This window comes from Desulfoscipio gibsoniae DSM 7213, from assembly GCF_000233715.2.
In the GTDB taxonomy this organism is placed as follows: domain Bacteria; phylum Bacillota; class Desulfotomaculia; order Desulfotomaculales; family Desulfallaceae; genus Sporotomaculum; species Sporotomaculum gibsoniae.
In genome coordinates, this window is the sequence record NC_021184.1 from 4,835,163 (window position 1) to 4,855,529 (window position 20,367).

Below are 20,367 nucleotides of genomic sequence, written 5' to 3' on the forward strand. Positions count from 1 at the left end.
AATTACAAGGCATTATATAATGAGTATTATTAAGATTTTCTAACGCACAACAATAAAATATTATCAAATCGTATTTTTTATGTCAAGGACGATAACCTTAATCATTCACCTTCATTGCGCCGCGTCATAGTTAAAAACTTGGTATATTCCTTTAAAAAGGCCAATTCCACCACCCCGGTGGGGCCATTCCTCTGCTTGGCCACAATTATATCTGCAATACCTATTTTTTCTGTATCAGGATTATAATATTCATCACGATAGATAAACATTACTACATCTGCATCCTGTTCAAGGCTGCCGCTTTCCCGCAAATCAGACATAATAGGCTTTTTGTCCTGGCGCTGTTCCACAGAACGGCTTAACTGGGCCAGCGCCAGTACCGGCACACCAAGTTCTTTAGCCAGCGCCTTTAAAGAACGGGATATGTTAGCAATCTCCTGCTGTCTGTTTTCAGTACGACCACTACCTTGCATTAGCTGCAGGTAATCGATTACGATCAAACCCAGTCCTTTTTCCATGTGCAATCTTCGGGCTTTAGCCCTTAGCTGGCGCACCGTAAGCACTCCCGAATCATCAATAAAAATAGGCAGCCTTGCTATTTCCCGGGCCTTTTGGGTAAGCTTACCCCAATCTTCATCACGGATAAAACCGGTTCGTATTTTATGCTGGTCTACCATGGCTTCAGCGCAAAGCATGCGTTGCACCAACTGTTCCTTGGACATTTCCATACTGAATACAGCCACCGGTTTATTATTTTTTTCGGCGGCATTATACGCAATACACATACCAAAACTGGTTTTACCCATCGAAGGGCGTCCAGCAACGATTACCAGGTCACCTGGTTGCAATCCCTGGCAAAGGCGATCCAAATCTGTAAAACCAGTGGGCACCCCGTTTATCTCACCTTTATGTTTATAAAGGTGTTCCAGGTGCTTGAAGGTGTCCATCAGTATATCCTTGATTTCTGTAAACAGTGCCGAAGTACGCCGTGAACCAAGTTCCATCAGCATTTTTTCGGCCTCTTCCATCAATCTTTCGGCATCTTCGCTGCCTTCATAACCCATGCCGGCAATTCGGGTGGCCAGGTTAATTAAATTACGCAGCAATGCCTTTTCCTCTACAATGTGAGCATAGTGCTCAGCATTGGCAGCAGTGGGGGAAATATTACTGAGGGTGGCCACATAAGTGGCGCCGCCAACCTTTTCCAACGCTCCGATGCGGCGCAGTTGATCGGTAACTGTTACCAGGTCGACGGCATGACCGTTTTCCTCCAAATCCAGGATAGTTTTAAAAATAACCCTGTGCGCCTCTACATAAAAATCATCCGGCTGGATAAATCGCGTTACAATAGCAATGGCACTGTTATCTAAAAACAGCGCACCTAATACCGATTGTTCGGCATCTATATTATGGGGAGGTACCTTTTCCCACATAGCCATCATCACCTATAATTGCTAATCAATTGGCCAGTTTATTATGAGCTGCAAATATTTGATTAATTATTTCTTCCAATGTTTGTACCGGTATAACTTTAACCCCCCTGGCATCTGTTGGTATATCCTTCTCATTTTCCGCAGGTATAAATACGGTATCAATACCACACTGCTTAGCACCGTAAATTTTTTCCGGCACGCCACCGACAGCCTTGATCATTCCCTGTATGGAAAGCTCTCCGGTAACAGCAATATTTTGAGGGACAGGTAGATTTTCCAGGGCGCTATAAATCGCCAGGGAAATAGCCACACCAGCCGAAGGACCGTCAATACGACCGCCGCCAACTACATTAACATGGACGTCATAGTCATATAAATCACGGCCGGTTAATTTGCGTAAAACAGAGGCTGCATTAAATACCGAATCCCTGGCCATGCTGCCCGCAGTTTCATTAAAGCGGATTATTCCGCCTTCCTTACGCCGGGCCGGGAAAGCAACCGCCTCAATTTCCAGGGCGGATCCAATAAACCCAGCCACACCAAGGCCAAAAATCCTACCCACTTCTTGTTTTTCAGTAGCCCGCCGGAGAATATATGGTGTTAGCCGGCTTACCTGGATTATTTCATAAACATCAGTTTCTTTAATAGCCGGGTTTAAACCGTCCTGTGACCTGTGACAAGCCAATGCATAAGCGTCCGCCAGTATATTAACCGCCTTGCGACCTTCAATGGTATATTCAGCAATAATATCAGCCACATTATCTTCTATTGCCACATTTAACTTTTTTGCGGCCTGCTGTACAATTTTATAAATATCAGAAGGAGTTAACGGCTCAAAAAATATTTCCGCGCAGCGGCTGCGAATAGCCGGGTTAATTTCCTCCGGTTCCCTGGTAGTGGCACCGATAAGGATAAAATCTGCAGGGGCTCCCTCTTCAAACAGCTTTTTAATATATTTGGGTACATTGTTGTCCGATGGGTCATAATAGGAGGATTCAAAAAATACGCGCTTATCCTCCAATACTTTTAACAATTTGTTTTGTAAAACAATATCCAATTCACCTATTTCATCAATGAACAATACACCCCCGTGGGCATCCGTGACCAGACCTGGTTTAGGTTCAGGTACGCCACTGTCGGCCAAATCTCGCCGGGCTCCCTGATAAATAGGGTCATGTACAGAACCCAAAAGCGGATTGGTCACCTCCCGCGGGTCCCAACGCAGAGTTGTCCCATTTACCTCTACAAATGAGGCATCATTTTCAAAGGGACTGTGCTTTAAACCCCTGGCTGTCGCAAGGGCCAGCCTGGCCGCAGTTGTTTTGCCCACTCCAGGCGGTCCGTAAAGCAATATATGCTGGGGGATAGGAGATGCCAATTTAGAAAGTAAAGCCCTTACCGGACGCTCCTGACCCACAACTTCATCAAAACTTGAAGGGCGCAGCACGTCAAGTGCTGAGCGTACAAGATGTTTTTGCTCCAGTTTTTCCAACACAGCAAATTTTTTCAATGTTTGGGCATTTTCCGGCCCAGTGTTTTCCTTGATAATCTGCATTTTTATCTCGCGTACATATTCCTCGTGTCGCTGTTGTAGCCGTTCATTAATCTTTTTTTCCAGCTCATCTTCCAGAGTACGCCGTGCTATTATATCGGCAATCTCATTTTCTATTTCATCCAGTATATTTGGTATATCATCCAATTCCGGTACGGTTTCGAAAGTAGGATCCTCAAATACAAGTTTCTGTAAGGCCAAAACCCTTTCGGGTAAAAATTCAGAGCGCATCATCTGCAACACATTTAGCTTTCCGGCCCGCAGTACAATTTTGTCCGAGCCGTACAACTCCGTTAGCAAATTAAATAGAGAGTTTACCTGCCGCCGGAGTTGTTCTTGTTCCCTGAACTTGACGCTTAATTCATTTTTACCCTTTATTTTATCCAGAATACTTTTCATTGCTGTCAATTCTCCTTACTGTCAATTATTAAGCCTACTCCGGAACCACTTCGACATTAATTTGTACCTGCACTGCCGGATGCAATTTAACAGTAACGGCATATTCGCCTAGTGCTTTAATTGGGCTTTTTAGTATAATTTTCTTCTTATCCACCGCAAGCCCATATTTGTTCTTTAAAAATTCAGCTATATCCTTATTATTAATGGCACCAAATAATTTTCCGGCATCGCCCACCCTGGTTTGCATAACCAATTTCAAACCTTCCAGCTGCTGACCTAAAGCTCTTGCTTGTTCCTCCATTTTTTTTCTTTGAGCCGCCTGTACCTGACTCTGCTTTTCTAAATCCTTCAACTTCCCCTTGGATGCCTCCACTGCCAGGCCCTTGGGAATTAGGAAGTTTCGGGCATAACCTTCGGCAACTTTTATTACTTGACCTTTATTACCCAGTTTTTTTACATCTTCTAAAAGAATTACCTGCATAATCAGCCTCCTTTGTTTCCATCACCGTCTTCACCTGGCTGACGGCGTATATTCACCACCGGATCTATTATACCAATAGTGAGCGCAACCATCGCGGTAAAAGGTAAATATAGCAACATAACTAGCATGATAATTATTTTAACTACTTTAGAAACTCTCCATAACTGTATAAAATGAAGTATTATAGCCATTCCTAATACAAAAAAAATAAACGCTGCAATATATAGTATATTTTTACCAATTACCTCCATCAGTTGCCAGGATAGTTCATCACCGCCCAGGGTTAGTGCCAAACCAATAATTATCAACCAAATAGAATACCATGGCAGCCGCCACTGTGTAAAATGAAAATTATTAGGTATAGTGAAACCTAAACTACGCATCCAGTACCTGGCGATAAAATATGTGGACATCGTCAACATAATATTCCACACAGCCACACTTCCTGGTAAAAAAGTTTGCACAAGATTAACTATTTGTTCGGTAAGGGCCAGGTACTGCTGCCTATCTGATTCATCCAGCAGACCGTTTTGATTGTATATCTGAGCCATTTGATCCATGGTAGCTCGAAACTCTTCTGTCACCTGAGAAATACCAGCGCCGCTTAACATAAAGCTAAACAATAAATTTAATGCGGCTATCAGCAATGCCCAAAAAAAGAGCACCGCCATGCTTTTATCCACAGTTACATTGTTTTTTAACATTAGACCAATTAAAATACCCAAAGGAGCGAACTGAAAAACCAGCAATCCGGCCGATTTAATATTAGCAAAAGTAAACATCAGCATAAACAGAGTTAACACAACAGCCAGCAAAGCATATAATAAATCTCGCTTTAAAATCAGATAAACTAACGGTAAAGGTAATAACAGCATAATTAAGAAAAACAAAGGTGCAATATAAAGGCCCAATAAACCCAATAAAGCCATAACGGTAGTCGCAATTATTACTTCCATTACACCTGGGTAATTCTTTATTATCGGATGCAAAAAACCACCTCAAAATTATTTAATTAGTACATTCGAAAAATCCCAAAGCCTTGCAAATACAGGCTTTATTTTTTTGCCTTTTGAGGCTTCACCTCAAAAAACAATTAATTTTATGTCCCATCGTAATTATTAGGTATGGCTATTATTAAAAAGATATCTGGGTTTAAATGAATTAAATAGTGATTCACGGTCATTTTACCTGCTTGACAATTCTAAAATCGCTCCAAAATTGAATTGGAAGCTATTTCCAATATATCGGTTTGAAAGGAGTAGATTTTATGTTAGTTGTCAAGTATTCTCATGAGCAGTATCAAGATTTCGTTTGTGATTTTTTAACTCGCTATTATATTTCGACCGGCCAGCAGATTACTATCGTAACTAAAGCTTCTTTAGTTGTTAAACTTTGGGGTGCCGATCTTACCGGCATTGTTAAGCTTATTAAAAACCGGTATTCAAGGGCTAATCGGGGCATCCCACCCAAAGATGCGGTGGCCTTGCTTCGCTCGCTTATCCTTATGACTTTTACTGGTGAAACCAGCATCCCCAAGTGGGTGGATTCTTTAAGGTCTGATCCTTTTCTTGCTGTTTTATCTGGTTTTTTGCCCGCCTGCTTTTCTACTGTTAAAGTTGATGATGTTCCGGCAGATCCTATCCCGGGCGTGGGTACTTTTTATAATTATATGGATAGGCTGATTCGTAAGAATCGGATCCTTTACAAATCGAAGCTGCGCAAGCTCAAGCGTAAGCCTAAAAAGAAGCAGAAGAAAAATCAGAAACTGGATTCATCCAAGCCCGGCGTAGTGGAACGCCTGGTTAATAGGGTGCTAAAATACAATAATGCCAAGCTCCCTGGTAATCTGGAATCTACTTTAAACCAGATTCTAAAAGATGTTTTTGTTATGCCATCCTTAGCCAGGGGTATCCTTGGCGACCCTAATAAATTGAATGTCGCCGCTGATGGCACTTGCATGCCTACTCATGCCTCTTACTACGGCAAAAAGGTTTGCAATTGTAAGTTAAAGCCCGGCGAACGTTGCGATTGCCTCCGCTTATTCGCTGACCCCTCTGCCTCTTGGGGTTGGGATAGTTACAATGAGCGTTACTTTTATGGCCATACTTTTCATGGCTTCACTGCTTGTGACTCTTTCTACAGCTTACCTATCCATATAAAATGTGTTTCTGGTGAACGTCATGATTCGGTAACTAGTGTTTATGAACTTAAAGAGCTTGTGGATTTGTACCCAGGGATTAATTTTAATGCTGCTGTTTACGATTCGGCTTATGACGCTAATCCATTCTATCTTCTCAATATGCATTATGGCATCAAGCCCGTTATTGATCTTAACGCTCGGGCTTCTAAGCCTGATGCAGTGAGTGATTTTATTGAATTTGATAAAAAAGGGATCCCTCACTGCAAATGTTTAGGACACCAATTACGTAACTGGGGCCTAATGTCCAAGTCCTTCAGACGAAAGTGGCTTTTCCCTGTGCAATGTAATTCCTGTGATAAGTGCCATTTATATAGCGAAAAAACGTTTTATACAAAAACAAGTGATAACCCCAGGTTCTTTACGCCTATTTTAAGGGGCTCGGATGAGTGGAAGCAGCTTTACAAAAGACGCTCTACCACCGAAAGGGCCTGGGACAGAATCAATAATGATTTTAACGCTGAATCTGCCGTTGTTTTTACCCGAGAACGTAGGATAGTTAGAGTATTTCTTGGTGCTTTCTGTTGTTATGTTGATGCATGGGCTGGCGAGAGCACCATTTCAATCACTGATATATTTCCTGTCCTTTCAAGGTTCGCTGCCTAATCTGGGTTATGCTTTAAGTTATATTCAAATTGTTTTTAGGCTTTTTTTAAATCAATTCAAAAAGGCCTATTTGGTATGCGCATTTTTATTCTCTTACTTACCCAGTTTGCTTATATTTTTCTAATCATCCTTTATATGGTATTTGGGATTTTATGTTTTTCGATTATACTCATTTAATTCATCTTAACGTCATCATACAACAAATAATAGTTCTGCATGCATATAGTTTTTCCTTCACTACAATGCCTGTACTTAAACTGTTATTTGTTGACCAACATACCAGGTGTTAAAAATAAAGCAAGGGGAACTATACGTTCCCCCTAAATTATGATAAATTAAATTACTCTGCGGTAAATGGTAAAAGTGCTATATTTCTCGACCTCTTTATCGCTAAGGTCAGCATGCGTTGATGACGGGCGCAGTTGCCGGATATACGACGGGGTAAAATTTTACCCCTCTCTGTAATATATTTTTTTAAACGCGGCACGTCTTTGTAATCAACACTTTCTATTTTGTCGACGCAAAAACTGCAAATACGCTTTTTGCCCCGACGCCCACGTTCACGCCTCATGTATTATTTCCCTCCTAAAACGGAATATCCTCCTCGTTAAAGCTGATCTCGCTGGCAAAACGCTCACCTTCGGCGGTTTTATTTCCACCGGTAACCGAACCACGGGCATCCCTGGCTGAATCTAAGAAACGCACATCACTAGCTACAACCTCGACCACTTTACGGCGTATACCCTGTTTATCTTCATAAGAGCGCGACTGCAGTCTTCCTTCCACTGCTACCAACCGTCCCTTGCCCAAGTAGTTAGCACAAGTTTCGGCCAATTTTTGCCACACCACAATATCAATATAATCAGTTTCATCTACTCTTTCACCCTGCCGGTTAGTAAACTGCCGATTCATAGCCAATGAAAAACTTGCCACCGGCATACCACTGGCTGTATGACGCAGCTCAGGATCCCGGGTTAGTCTGCCGATTAAAATAACCTTATTTAACATCAAAATCACCGCCTTGGCGTGTTTAGATCTCTCTATTTATTTACTTTTCATCCTCACGAATAATCATGTGCCGCAGTATATTTTCGGTGATCTTTAGTACTCGATCCAGTTCAGCAGCTACTGCCGCATCGCCTTTAAAATTCATAATCACATATAAACCTTCGCGAGAATTCTTGATCTCGTAGGCCAGCCTGCGCTTGCCCCACTTTTCAAGCTTAATAATCTCGGCGCCATTGGTTTCGGCAATACCTCTAACTTTTTCTATCAAGGCATCAGTGGCCTCTTCGTCAAGGTCTGTCCTAACAATAAATACTAATTCATATTGACGCACGAAATTCACCTCCTCCCTGTGGACATAAGGCCCCACTGTTACGTTGGTATATTGCGGATTACAATAGTTCTATCCAAATCAAAGTCACAGTTACGATATACCTTTTTAGTGGAGCAGGGTAGGTCCATAGATTAATTTTATTGCCAATTTTGGCTATAAAATTATAGCATAGAAAAGTTAATAGTGCAAGCTATATCAGCGAACAATCGATTCATTAATCATTAGTATTAGGCATTATTTGAATGAATTATTTTTTTTACACTTTTTTCAAATTTAGGCCGTGGCAGCATCAACACCCGGCCACATTTATTACACCTGATACGAAAATCCACTCCCGTGCGCATTATCTCCCACTCGTCACCACCACAGGGATGCGGCTTACGAGTCTTAACTACATCCCCTACATTATATTTAACCAGCATAGTTTATCACCCTGCTTAAATCAAGATTTATTTAGGAGTTAAAAAAAGCTTGATATCCTCTATACATCATATAAATATCAGCTTTATGGCTTACTTCAAAAGGTGAATGCATACCTAAAAGAGCTACACCGCAATCAACTACATTCATGCCATAGTTGGCTAACATATAGGCAATGGTACCGCCGCCGCCCTGGTCCACTTTACCTAATTCACCCGTTTGCCAAATAACCTGATGTTCATTAAATACTTTTCTCACCCAAGCCATAAACTCAGCATGGGCATCATTTGCGCCTTTTTTACCACCAGCACCTGTATATTTGGTAATTACCAGACCACAGCCCAAACGGGCGGCATTATTTTTTTCCATAACTTTTTCGAAACCAGGATCAACCGCTGCGTTAACATCAGCCGATAACGCCCGGGACAACCTCATCGCCCGGCGTAGCATCAAATCATTATATTGTGCGTTATTTTGACCCAGCAGTTCAGCCATAAAATTGGCAAAAAAATTGGACTGCATACCGGTATTACCAACACTTCCAATTTCCTCTTTGTCAGCAAAAATGGCTATTGCTGTATTAACAGGTCGCTCTACCCCGGACATAGCCATTAACAAGCCATATGCACAGACCCGGTCATCCTGGCCGTAAGCCCCAATCAGAGATCTATCCAACCCCACATCCCTGGGTGGTATAGCTGGCACCAGTTCCAATTCCGCGCTCATTAAATCTTCCTCAATAATGCCGTAATGTCTGTTTAAAATTTCTAATATGGTTTCTTTAACTTTCTCTTTAAGATCAAAATTTTCTATAGGCAGGCTACCACACAACGCATTTAGGTTTTCACCAGGAAAAGCTTCATTTACTTTTTTATCCATCTGATCCTTAGCTAGATGAGGCAATATATCTGTAATAGTTAAAACCGGATCGTTTTCATCTTCACCAAGGCAAATACTTATCTTTAAACCGTCACTTCTTATAACAATCCCGTGTAAAGCCAAAGGCATAGAAAGCCACTGATATTTTTTTATACCCCCGTAGTAATGAGTTTTTAACAGGGCCAATCCATTGTCTTCAAAAAGTGGATGTACTTTAAGGTCAAGACGAGGACTGTCCACATGTGCGCCAATGATATTTGCTCCCTCTATAAGGGGGCGCTGACCCATAATGGCCATTACCAGCGCTTTCCCCCTTATTTCTTGGTATACACGATCGCCGGGTCTTAATAATTCCGTAATTTTATCTATAGATTTATAGCCGTTATTTTCTGCAAATTCCCTGATTAAATTTATCGTTTCTCTCTCAGTTTTGGCCCGCTTTATAAATCGCTTAAAATCTTCTCCCAACTCAAGGGTTGAATCCTTTTCTTGATTACTTAAATGTTCCCAAACAATTTTCCTGCTGTATGCAATTTGACTTTTTTCGGCCATAATCATCCTCCCAACATATATTTAATGTACTTATTATGGCCTGCTAATATAAACTTACCCGTTAATTCCATGCAAAACAATTGAGGATTGCCATAGTGGCAAATGTATATCTACTATATTCAGCAACTGCCAGGCATACGGAATTATTATCGAACCGTTTGCAGCCTGGCTTATAAAACCGGCTTTCTCATGATTAGCAATAACCCCGGCTGCCAATACCGGCTCCAAAAGCAGTGCCATAACCAAAACTATTATCACGCCACGTGCCAGGCCTAAAATTAATCCACCAAAATGATCCAGCGGGCTGAGAAAAGTATGAGCAATCGCTCCGGATGTAAAACGCATAATCATCTTGACTACCAACGCTACTAGTATCAATAATGCGATAAAGGATAGAAACTCCAAAATTGTCATGGCAAGTTGATGGGCTATATTATTTAAGCTTTCCGGTATAGATTGAATTTGATCGCCTGGAATTGTTTGATATGATGTAATAGGCATTTTACCAATTAAATCTTGTAAAAATGAAAATGATAAATGATTTAATATGAAATCGGCTATACTATTTCCCCATCCCCACTGCTTATGAAGATAGTCAGCCAGTGAGCGATAGCATGTAAAAGCCACCGCAATACCTAAAATTAAACCAATAATTCTGGAAATACCAACAAAAAAACCAGTGTTCAAACCCCTTAAAGCGGAAAGTATTATAATTATTATTAATACCCAGTCCAACCAGTTCAATGTATTACCTCCCCGTTATTTCTACTTTTTTAAAATACTTAACCTTAAAAATTTATAGGGTGGGCCCAGTATCAAAATAAAAATTAATAATAAACCCGCGTATCCAAAAATAGGGTAGATAATACCTACCAGTTTATCAAATTCAAACCTTGCAAGAGGTATAGCCAGTAGAGTGACTCCAATTCCTATTACCTTGTATCTGTTACTGCCCGGTTCGGCTAATCGAGACGCAAAACCATGTGCATTAGCTACCGTTGTAGTTAAAATAGCCAACCAGATTAAAAACCCCATGATATTTTTAACACCGGAACCTACTATTCCAGCCATGTATAGCATAGGCACTTTATAATTTGTAATTTCGGGATATACAGCTAATCCAGCCAAAAGCATAACTCCAGCCGTAATACCTAATCCTATCCCGCCTAGAACTCCGCCAGTTATAGCTTTTCTTGCATTAATACCTTTTCCTATAGTGGTCAATACTGCAATAACTATTATCATATTATATGAAACATACAATAAACCGGATACAAACCAGTGCCTGGTAATATTATCAGGTAACTGCATAATATTTATAGAACCGGGGTTATTTTGCAGCTGTATGATTAATATTGATATTATTAATATCGCAGTTATTTTTAATGGTACCAAAATAGCATTTAACCACACAAATCCTTGTATTCCACATAATAGAACCAGGCAATTTATAACTACTATTATTAGAATTCCATACCAGGCAGTGATATTAAGGTGCTCGCTGAATACTGCTCCACCGCCGGAGAGCATTACACTTAATCCACCTGCCAGCATTAATAGACTTATTATATCAAGTATTTTAGCAATTTTTTTACCTACTAAATAATTAATTATTGTTAAATAATTATCTGTTTTAAATTTTTCCGATAAACAAAGGATAACTGCTCCTAAATAACAAAACAAAATGGTTACTAACAATACTTCTTTGATACCATTGCGGCCATGCACAATTAAAAATTGCATAATTTCTTGACCGGATGCAAAACCTGCGCCTATTACAGCACCCATATATATAGCAGCGATTTTTAAAGTAGAAATTTGTTTATGCACTACCTCACCTCTTCCCTATAAAGTGAGTTTATGCAGTAACTATTTATCTTTTAACTAAAAAAAGAATAAAACCGGACCAACAAGGAAATAAATATATTAGTTGTTGGTTTTTAATATGAGGTGATAATATGGCTGTACTAAACCAGATATTTAAAAGTACTGCAAAAAAATGTAGAGTGCACGTTGAAGACACACTGGCTTCAGAGAAAATATTTATGGCTATAATGGAGAAATTTAATCAGTATAATGTTATCCGGCCCAGACCTGTAGTGCTCTTATGTATAGGCACTGATCGATCAACAGGGGATTGCCTGGGTCCATTGGTAGGAAGCAAGCTAAATTATCAACATAGCAATTTTTTCGAGATATATGGAAACCTTGATTATCCAGTTCACGCAGGTAACTTACAAGAGTGTTTAAGTGAAATTCAACAAAAATATGTAGATCCTTTTGTTATTGCCTTGGATGCTTGCCTGGGAAGTATTGATAACGTTGGTTATATAACCATTGGAGACGGTTCACTGCAACCTGGTGCAGGTGTTAATAAATCATTACCTCCCGTAGGACATATCTATATCACAGGTATTGTTAACGTAGGAGGATTTATGGAGTATTTGGTATTACAGAATACACGGCTTAATTTGGTTATGAAAATGGCAGATATTATAGTTCAGGGATTATCTAAGGTGGCCATAAACTCCCGGCAGGAAAAAGCCCGGAGCTGTTAACTACTCCGGGCTTTTTCCTATATGTTTCACGTGAAACAATTTAATGATTTTTTATTTTTTTAATTAAACTTTGAAATTCATCACTATTATTATATTCAATAATAATCTTACCGCTCCCATTGGAATTGTTTTTTATTTTAACTTTGTTCCCAAGATCCTTAGTAAGCTTTTCTTCCCATTCCAGGGTTACTGGATCAGGTATGTTCTTTTTAATTTGACGCTCGTTTTCAATAAACCTTTTTACAATTTCTTCAGTTTTACGTACACTTAATTGTTGTTTTATTATCTTAAGAGCAAACTTAATTTGAGTCTCGCTATCATGTAAAGATAATAAAGCTCTTGCATGACCAGCAGTTATTATATTCTCCATCAGCATATCCTTGATTGCATCTGGTAAGGCCAGTATTCTAACCATATTGGCTATAAAAGAGCGGCTTTTACCAACCTGTACAGATAATTCCTCTTGGGTTAATCCGTATTTTTCCATTAATTTTTTATAAGCATTCGCTTCATCAACGGCATTTAAATCTTCTCTTTGGATATTTTCAATAATAGCAGCGGCAGAAGCCTCTAAATCATTATATTGTTTTATAACAACGGGTACTTGTCCCAACCCCACCTTTTTACATGCCAACCATCGTCTTTCACCAGCAATAATTTCATAACTATCATCTTTACCTGGCCTCACAACAATGGGTTGAATTAGACCATGGGTTTTTATTGAATCAATAAGTTCCTTTAAATTTGTTTCATCTACTCTTTGCCTGGGCTGATTAGGATTGGGATAAATATTGTTAATTAATATTTCCCTCATTTCATTACTGCTATTTGTTACTTCATCTTCTACAGGTATCAAAGCTGAAAGCCCCTTACCCAACCCTCTTTTTTTATTCAACACCCATCACCTCACGAGCTAATTCACGGTAAAGCTCGGCTCCCCTAGAACGTCGGTCGTATACCATTACCGGTTTACCATGACTGGGTGCCTCGCTTAGTCTTACATTGCGAGGAATAATACTTCTATATACTTTGTCTTTAAAAAATTTTTTTACTTCATCAACAACCTGTATAGATAAATTTGTACGTCCATCAAACATAGTTAATACCACGCCTTTAATTATTAATTCCTTGTTTAAACTTTGCTGCACAAGTTTTATTGTGTTCATTAATTGCCCAAGCCCCTCCAATGCATAATACTCACATTGTAAAGGCACAATTACTGAATCAGCTGCTACAAGGGCATTAATAGTCAACAAGCCAAGTGAAGGTGGACAGTCAATAATAATATAATCATATTGCTCTTTTACTTTTACTAAAATATTTCTTAATATAAACTCTCTGTTCTTCACGCCAACCATTTCAATTTCGGCACCGGCTAATTCAATAGAAGACGGTATTAAATCAAGTTTTTCTAATATATTATTTCTCAACACAGCATCAATTTCTATGTTACCTAAGATTAAATCATATATACAGTATTCCAGGACATCTTTATCAACGCCGACACCACTGGTTGTATTTCCCTGTGGGTCGATATCAACGAGCATCACCCTACACCCTAACAATGATAACCACGCGGAGAGGTTAACCGCCGTGGTGGTTTTACCTACTCCCCCCTTTTGATTAGCAATAGCAATTATTTCTCCCACAATCTGCACGTTCCTTTCTTTATGGAAGGATATTCCTACTTAGAAATTCCTGCTTCATAGACCCATAGCTGGACGGTTACCCATCCCCACTAGAGGAATCTTCACAAGCGTAAATTCCCGGAGAACTTCCGGTTACTAACTAGCGAATTTTAAAAAAGATTCTTAGCTGCATTTATATCTCGATCATGTTCAGTTACGCACTGTGGGCAATCGTGGCCATTAGATGCTTTATATTCCTTACAAATTTTTATTCTGCATAAATTACCTTACTTCCTCCCCACATTCAGGCAATAAAAAAACAGGGATCAAAATCCCTGTTTAATTTTAATATTATAATGGTCTTTTTTTTGCTATACCAATTCTTCTTGGGTATTTAGCCAGCGTATGTTCAATTTTTTTAATCGTAACAATTGATCTTCCTTCGTTGCTTAATGGTAAAGATACATAGCGAATATTTAATATTTCTCCACCAAGAATTTTAATTGCCCGATCAGCATTTATTATTTCTCCTTGAACATTGGGACCCTTGGCTGCAACAAAAATACCTCCTACTTGAATTAACGGCAGGGCATATTCAACCAGTACTCTTAATTCAGCTACAGCCCTGCTCAAAGCTACATTATATCTTTCCCTGCCGGTGGAGGCTAACTCTTCAGCCCTTGTCTGTATTGCAATAACATTTTGCAAGTTTAAATTTTTTATAACTTGCTGCATAAAACTAACCTTTTTACCCACAGCATCAATTAATGTCATATCAATATCATCTTTATATATTTTTAACGGTATTCCTGGAAAACCGGCACCACTGCCTATATCTACAATTTTAGCACCTGATGTAGAACTAATTTCTTGATATAGTGTTAAAGAATCAATAAAATGTTTTACCGCAGCCTCCACCGGTTCTATAATAGATGTTAAATTGTATTCTTTATTTTTATTAATCAGCATTTGATAATATATTTCAAATTTATCAATTACACTATTAGATATTCCCATATCTAATAATTTACAACCCTGCTCAATTGTTTGCCTAAATAAATTACCCATTACACATCTTTCCCATGTATTTTTATTTTATCTTATTTTCCTCTTTACGCTTATTCTGTTCCAAGTAGATTAATAAAACTGATATATCCGCCGGGTTGACACCTGATATACGTGAAGCTTGTCCGATAGATAAAGGTTTGATTTCCTCTAATCTCTGCGCTGCCTCTACAGCTAATCCTTTTATTTTAGTATAGTCGGTATTCGGAGGTAATTTCATGTTTTCAATCTTTTCAAATTTTCTTACTTGTGAAGCCTGTTTTTTAATATAGCCCTCATATTTTATTTGAATCTCTACTTCCTCTTTTATTTCCTCTTCCAAGGGTGGATGTTCGATTGATATTTTCTCCAAATCCCTGTATTCTATTTCCGGCCTCTTTAACAATGTGGCTAAATTAACACTACCCTGAAACAATGATGAATTTTTTTCTTCAAGAATGGATTTTATTTCCGGACCTGCCGTCACCAATGTACGCTTTAATCTTTGTATTTCTTCAGCCACAGATTTACTTTTATTAATAAATCGTTCATAACGTTCCGCAGTTACCAGTCCAATTTTATATCCTTTTTCCGTTAGCCTCAAATCGGCATTATCTTGACGCAGCATCAAACGATATTCCGCACGTGAAGTTAACAACCGGTACGGTTCCGTAACTCCCTTAGTTACCAGATCATCAATCAACACACCGATATAGCCTTCAGACCTTGAAATAATAAAGGGCTCTTCATTTTTAATATATCTGGCAGCATTAATACCAGCAATTATCCCCTGGGCGGCCGCCTCCTCATATCCCGAAGTTCCATTAATTTGACCGGCTGTAAAAAGTCCTTGAACATCTTTAGTTTCTAAATTCAATTTAAGCTGACTGGGAACCACATAATCGTATTCTATAGCATAACCCGTACGAATTATTTCCACCTTTTCCAAACCCGGTATCGTCCTTAACATGGCTATTTGTACATCTTCCGGTAAACTGGTGGACATGCCCTGCACATACATTTCATTAGTTCTTTTTCCTTCAGGTTCAACAAAAACTTGGTGAGCAGGTTTATCTGTGAATCTAACTACTTTTGTTTCTATAGATGGACAGTAACGAGGCCCCACACCTTCGATAACACCACTAAATAACGGTGAGCGATGTAAATTTTCCTTTATTATTTTGTGGGTTTCTTCATTACTGTAAGTAAGCCAGCAAGGGATTTGCTCTCTGTTTTCTACATCGGATATAAACGAAAAATTATATAATTTTTGATCTCCCGGCTGAATGTTCATTTTACTAAAATCTATGCTGCGTTTATCCACCCTGGCCGGCGTTCCGGTTTTAAAACGCCCTAATATAAATCCCAATTCTTTTAAATTATTGGATAGTGTTATGGAAGGAAAATTTCCACTAGGGCCACCGGAATATGCTATATCTCCAATAATAATACGGCCCTTTAAAAAGGTACCAGTAGCAATAATTACCGCGTGAGCATTAAATACAGCACCAGTTTGCCCCACGACCCCGGTTACCCGGCCTCCCTGAACCAAAATTCTTTCTACCATCACTTGTTTTACATCTAAATTATTTTGGTTTTCCAGTATCCATTTCATATTTAAATGATAAAAATTTTTGTCTGCCTGCGCCCTTAGTGCCTGCACAGCCGGTCCTTTAGCTGTATTAAGCATGCGCATCTGAATTGCCGAACGGTCGGTATTTAGACCTATTTCTCCACCTAAAGCGTCAACTTCTCTGATTAACTGTCCTTTGGCCGGACCACCCATAGCCGGATTACACGGCATCATAGCTATATTGTCCATATTAATAGTCAGCATCAGTGTTTTCATGCCCATACGAGCTGCAGCCAAACCAGCTTCGCAACCGGCATGGCCGGCCCCTATAACAACAACATCATAATTACCGGCCAAATAATCCATTTACCTTCCTCACTTTCCAATACAAAAATCGGAAAAAATTTTATCAACTATATGTTCAGTAATAGCTGTACCATTTATTTCACTCACAGCCTCCCAGGCATCTCGTATATCAATGGCTATTAAATCAATGGACACTCCCTGACTAATAGCCTCTTTTACATCTCTTAAATGATTGACAGCTTTGACCAGTTGGTTTTTATGTCTTATATTACTTATCATAACACCATCTTTAGGAACAACCTTACCTTCAGTAACCATGGATACAATTTCTTTTTCTAATTTTTCAATACCTGTTTCCTCAAAAGCCGAAATATCTACCAAAGGCCAATGCGGCAGTATATTTGTTAATTTATAACTAATATCAGAATTCTTCATATCTTGTATATCAATTTTATTTAAAACCTTTACACCTCTTTTAGTTTTTACCAATTCAATAATTTGATCATCTGCACTATTTAACCCATCTTGGGCATCAAATACCATAATTATAAAATCAGCAATATCAATACTCTCCCGGGTTTTTTGTACTCCAATCTTTTCTATTAAATCTTCGGTTTCCCGAATACCTGCGGTATCAATAATCTTTAGTGGTACCCCACCAATATTTATGACTTCTTCAATTAAATCTCTGGTAGTACCAGGTATATCAGTAACAATAGCTCTATTTTCTTTTAATAAAACATTCAGTAACGACGATTTACCCACATTTGGTTTGCCGATAATAACAGTCCGCAAACCTTCGCGGTATATTCTACCTGTTTCCGCGTTTTCTAAAAGTTCATTTATTTCCTGTTCTATTTGTTCAACACTTTTTTGCACCTCTGACAGGTTATATTCTTCCACATCCTCTTCAGGAAAATCAATATTAGCCTCAATAAGCGCAGTTATCTCAAGCAATTTCTGCTGTATATCATTTATCTTATTGGAAAGCCCTCCAGACAATTGTCCCATAGCCAGGCGCATAGCATCATCTGTATTAGCCCTTATAATATCAATAATTGATTCAGCTTGTATTAAATCCAGCCTTCCATTTAAAAAAGCACGCTTAGTAAATTCACCAGGCTCTGCCAGGCGTGCCCCCATTTTTAAAACTAACTCCAATATTTTACGCATCGGCAGCGCTCCGCCGTGGCAATTAATTTCAATCACATCTTCTTTAGTATAAGAATGTGGTGCTCTCATGACCCCAACTAAAACCTCATCTATGATTTCCCCACTATCAGGGTCATGGATATAACCATAAATAAGTTTAAATGTTTGCTGATGCCAGTTAGTTTTTTGTCTTGTATGAAATATGTTATCGATTATTTCGGTAGCTTCCGGTCCGCTTATCCTGACTATACCGATACCGCCTTCACCTAATGGAGTTGAAATAGCGGCAATGGTGTCGCCAATCATTAAAAGATACCTCCGTTTTAAAAAACCCAGCCCGGGTTTTTCCGTGCTGGGTTAATTATCATATTTATTTTTTCGGTGCTATAATTATTTTGCGATAGGGCTCTTCTCCCTCACTAAATGTGTATATATCATCCCTACCCTGAAGTGCGGTATGAATTATTCTTCTTTCCATTGAATTCATAGGCTCCAATATTACATTGCGACCCCTTTGGCGTGCTTTATCCGCTAATTTATAAGCCAACTTTTTTAATGTATCCTCTCTTCGCTTGCGATATCCCTCGATATCAATAAAAATCCTTTTTCTTTTCTCCATATTTTTATTGGCAGATAAATTTACTAAGTATTGTAATGCATCCAAAGTTTCTCCCCGTCTGCCTATTAATATACCCAAATCAGGACCGTTTATATTTATCAGTATTTTTTCATCTTTTTCAATCAAATCTATATCTACATTCAAATTCATTAACTTCATAATTTTACCAAGTAATCCCCGGGCCTGTCTGGCCGCTGTTTCTTTTATTTTAACTCTAACCCTAGCCGGCTTGACACCTATAAATCCAAACAGCCCTTTACTAGGTTCTTCTATAATTTCTATATCAACTTCTTCTCGAGAAACGTTTAATTCAGCCAGGGCAATTTCAACTGCATCGTCTACTGTTTTGCCGCTCTTTTCAATATAACTCACTTCGAAGGAGCTCCCTCCTTTGCTTGCTCAACCTGCCTATTAACCAATAATTGTTGTGTAAATCCCAATATATTAAACATCACCCAGTATAATACTAAGCCAGATGGCACTGTAGTACTTATCCAAGCAATAAATACAGGCATCATATACAGCATCATGCGCTGTGTTTGATCAGCTGTCGATGTGGTTAATCTTGTCTGCATGAATGTAGTAACGCCTGCCAGTACAGGTAAAATAAAAAAGGGGTCCTTATCTGATAATGTATTTATCCAAAAAAATCCTGCATGTTCAGTACTCTTAAATTCTATATGCAATAATGAGCGATATAAAGCAATGAGTATAGGCATTTGTACCAAAATAGGTAGGCAACCAGCCATGGGATTAACATTATGTTCCTTGTACATTTCCATAATTTTTTGCTGCATTTTTTGCGGATCTTTATTTTTATACTTCTCTTGAATCTCTTTAAGCTTGGGTTGTATTTCTTGCATCTTTTTCATTGACACCATTTGTTTTTGGTTCAATGGAAACAAAACTAATTTAATTAAAATTGTCAATATGATAATAGCCAAACCATAACTTGGCAACCCTAGAGTAACCGTCCATTCATATAGCCAATGTGTTAAAGATGTTATACCATTAACCAAGATCTGAAATAATTCCCCCAAACCATCGCCTCCTATGGCTATAAATCATTTAACCGGGTCATATCCCCCCGGGTGAAAAGGATGGCATTTTAATATTCTAATTACTGTTTTAACTATCCCTTTACATACACCATACTTTAACAACGCCTGTACAGCATATTCCGAACATGTAGGATAAAACCTGCAACTGGGTCCTTTAAGCGGGGAAATATACTTCTGGTAAAGGCGAACGATACTAATTAATATTATTTTCATTCTTAAGTTTCCCTTGTTATATGTTTACTTATTCTGTACGCCAATTTTTCCATACCATTTTTTAAGGCTTTATAACTTATTTCATCTATGCCTTTACGAGCAATAAATATATAATCGTAACCATTTAAAAACCAGTCTTTATTTAACCTACATATTTCTTTCATTCTCCTGCGTACAAAATTCCTTCTTACAGCCTTACCTATTTTCTTACTAACAGAAAAACCGAGTCTCTTTAAATTCAGGTTATTTTTATATACAAAAATTACAGTATACCGGTTTGATAAAGATATGCCCTTATTGTATACTTTACGATAATCACTATTTTTTTTAATTAAGTATTTCTTCTGCATTGATT

Annotated in this window: 23 protein-coding genes; 2 read left to right on the forward strand and 21 right to left on the reverse strand. The window is 38.6% G+C overall.

What is annotated here, in order from left to right; genetic code table 11:
• Nucleotides 1-101: 101 nt before the first annotated feature.
• Genes dnaB through DESGI_RS22565 form a run of 4 tightly spaced genes read right to left on the reverse strand, consistent with a single transcriptional unit; the run spans nt 102 to nt 4,821 of the window.
• Entirely contained in the window at nt 102-1,433 is a 1,332-nt protein-coding gene (dnaB, locus tag DESGI_RS22550) for a replicative DNA helicase (protein WP_041285054.1), read from the reverse strand.
• 25 nt (nt 1,434-1,458) lie between these two features.
• Entirely contained in the window at nt 1,459-3,384 is a 1,926-nt protein-coding gene (gene lonC / locus DESGI_RS22555) for a Lon family ATP-dependent protease (protein WP_006522193.1), read from the reverse strand.
• 34 nt (nt 3,385-3,418) lie between these two features.
• Complete coding sequence (gene rplI, locus DESGI_RS22560; RefSeq protein WP_006522192.1) at nt 3,419-3,865, reverse strand: 50S ribosomal protein L9; 447 nt, start codon at nt 3,863-3,865, stop codon at nt 3,419-3,421.
• A 2-nt stretch (nt 3,866-3,867) separates the two neighbouring features.
• Nucleotides 3,868-4,821, reverse strand: a complete 954-nt coding sequence (locus tag DESGI_RS22565; protein ID WP_157872848.1) for a DUF2232 domain-containing protein — start codon at nt 4,819-4,821, stop codon at nt 3,868-3,870.
• 311 nt (nt 4,822-5,132) lie between these two features.
• On the opposite strand from DESGI_RS22565, the gene DESGI_RS25965 reads away from it, so the two are divergent.
• The gene (locus DESGI_RS25965) at nt 5,133-6,668 is read left to right on the forward strand and encodes a hypothetical protein (protein ID WP_006521601.1); all 1,536 of its coding nucleotides are present in this window, start codon (nt 5,133-5,135) and stop codon (nt 6,666-6,668) included.
• Between the two features lie 340 nt (nt 6,669-7,008).
• Here DESGI_RS25965 and rpsR read toward each other — a convergent pair whose 3' ends face one another.
• From rpsR to DESGI_RS22605, 7 genes are all read right to left on the reverse strand, one after another.
• Complete coding sequence (rpsR, locus tag DESGI_RS22575) at nt 7,009-7,239, reverse strand: 30S ribosomal protein S18 (protein WP_006522190.1); 231 nt, start codon at nt 7,237-7,239, stop codon at nt 7,009-7,011.
• 14 nt (nt 7,240-7,253) lie between these two features.
• On the reverse strand, nt 7,254-7,676 hold the full coding sequence (locus tag DESGI_RS22580; RefSeq protein WP_006522189.1) for a single-stranded DNA-binding protein: 423 nt from the start codon (nt 7,674-7,676) through the stop codon (nt 7,254-7,256).
• Nucleotides 7,677-7,716: 40 nt separating this feature from the next.
• Nucleotides 7,717-8,007 (reverse strand): 30S ribosomal protein S6, encoded by a 291-nt coding sequence (gene rpsF / locus DESGI_RS22585; protein WP_006522188.1) that lies wholly within the window; start codon nt 8,005-8,007, stop codon nt 7,717-7,719.
• 227 nt (nt 8,008-8,234) lie between these two features.
• A complete protein-coding gene (locus tag DESGI_RS22590) occupies nt 8,235-8,426 on the reverse strand; it encodes a DUF951 domain-containing protein (RefSeq protein WP_041285827.1) in 192 nt (63 codons plus the stop codon).
• A gap of 34 nt (nt 8,427-8,460) precedes the next feature.
• Nucleotides 8,461-9,858 carry an aminopeptidase gene (locus DESGI_RS22595; protein WP_006522186.1) on the reverse strand — a complete coding sequence of 466 codons (1,398 nt, stop codon included), beginning with the start codon at nt 9,856-9,858 and terminating at the stop codon, nt 8,461-8,463.
• A 54-nt stretch (nt 9,859-9,912) separates the two neighbouring features.
• Nucleotides 9,913-10,602 (reverse strand): CvpA family protein, encoded by a 690-nt coding sequence (locus DESGI_RS22600; RefSeq protein ID WP_006522185.1) that lies wholly within the window; start codon nt 10,600-10,602, stop codon nt 9,913-9,915.
• 21 nt (nt 10,603-10,623) lie between these two features.
• Entirely contained in the window at nt 10,624-11,688 is a 1,065-nt protein-coding gene (locus DESGI_RS22605) for a YkvI family membrane protein (RefSeq protein WP_006522184.1), read from the reverse strand.
• A gap of 128 nt (nt 11,689-11,816) precedes the next feature.
• On the opposite strand from DESGI_RS22605, the gene yyaC reads away from it, so the two are divergent.
• Entirely contained in the window at nt 11,817-12,416 is a 600-nt protein-coding gene (yyaC, locus tag DESGI_RS22610; RefSeq protein ID WP_006522183.1) for a spore protease YyaC, read from the forward strand.
• Nucleotides 12,417-12,456: 40 nt separating this feature from the next.
• Here the strand turns inward: yyaC and DESGI_RS22615 are convergent, their stop codons facing one another.
• The 10 genes from DESGI_RS22615 to rnpA all read right to left on the reverse strand — a co-directional run bounded on the left by DESGI_RS22615 (nt 12,457) and on the right by rnpA (nt 20,362).
• Nucleotides 12,457-13,311, reverse strand: a complete 855-nt coding sequence (locus tag DESGI_RS22615) for a ParB/RepB/Spo0J family partition protein (RefSeq protein ID WP_006522182.1) — start codon at nt 13,309-13,311, stop codon at nt 12,457-12,459.
• Nucleotides 13,304-14,065 carry a ParA family protein gene (locus DESGI_RS22620; RefSeq protein ID WP_006522181.1) on the reverse strand — a complete coding sequence of 254 codons (762 nt, stop codon included), beginning with the start codon at nt 14,063-14,065 and terminating at the stop codon, nt 13,304-13,306. Before DESGI_RS22620 ends, DESGI_RS22615 begins: the two co-directional genes overlap by 8 nt.
• A gap of 149 nt (nt 14,066-14,214) precedes the next feature.
• On the reverse strand, nt 14,215-14,316 hold the full coding sequence (locus DESGI_RS26575; protein ID WP_157873004.1) for a zinc ribbon domain-containing protein: 102 nt from the start codon (nt 14,314-14,316) through the stop codon (nt 14,215-14,217).
• Nucleotides 14,317-14,395: 79 nt separating this feature from the next.
• Nucleotides 14,396-15,112 carry a 16S rRNA (guanine(527)-N(7))-methyltransferase RsmG gene (gene rsmG, locus DESGI_RS22625; protein ID WP_006522180.1) on the reverse strand — a complete coding sequence of 239 codons (717 nt, stop codon included), beginning with the start codon at nt 15,110-15,112 and terminating at the stop codon, nt 14,396-14,398.
• Nucleotides 15,113-15,134: 22 nt separating this feature from the next.
• Nucleotides 15,135-17,027 (reverse strand): tRNA uridine-5-carboxymethylaminomethyl(34) synthesis enzyme MnmG, encoded by a 1,893-nt coding sequence (mnmG, locus tag DESGI_RS22630; protein WP_006522179.1) that lies wholly within the window; start codon nt 17,025-17,027, stop codon nt 15,135-15,137.
• A 9-nt stretch (nt 17,028-17,036) separates the two neighbouring features.
• Nucleotides 17,037-18,425, reverse strand: a complete 1,389-nt coding sequence (gene mnmE / locus DESGI_RS22635; RefSeq protein WP_006522178.1) for a tRNA uridine-5-carboxymethylaminomethyl(34) synthesis GTPase MnmE — start codon at nt 18,423-18,425, stop codon at nt 17,037-17,039.
• A 64-nt stretch (nt 18,426-18,489) separates the two neighbouring features.
• Entirely contained in the window at nt 18,490-19,110 is a 621-nt protein-coding gene (gene jag / locus DESGI_RS22640; protein ID WP_006522177.1) for an RNA-binding cell elongation regulator Jag/EloR, read from the reverse strand.
• Nucleotides 19,107-19,778: a YidC/Oxa1 family membrane protein insertase gene (locus DESGI_RS22645; protein WP_006522176.1), complete on the reverse strand. Its 672-nt coding sequence runs from the start codon at nt 19,776-19,778 to the stop codon at nt 19,107-19,109. Before DESGI_RS22645 ends, jag begins: the two co-directional genes overlap by 4 nt.
• Nucleotides 19,779-19,802: 24 nt before the next feature.
• Nucleotides 19,803-20,012 carry a membrane protein insertion efficiency factor YidD gene (gene yidD, locus DESGI_RS24210; RefSeq protein ID WP_006522175.1) on the reverse strand — a complete coding sequence of 70 codons (210 nt, stop codon included), beginning with the start codon at nt 20,010-20,012 and terminating at the stop codon, nt 19,803-19,805.
• A gap of 2 nt (nt 20,013-20,014) precedes the next feature.
• Complete coding sequence (gene rnpA / locus DESGI_RS22650) at nt 20,015-20,362, reverse strand: ribonuclease P protein component (protein ID WP_006522174.1); 348 nt, start codon at nt 20,360-20,362, stop codon at nt 20,015-20,017.
• Between the last annotated feature and the right edge of the window lie 5 nt (nt 20,363-20,367).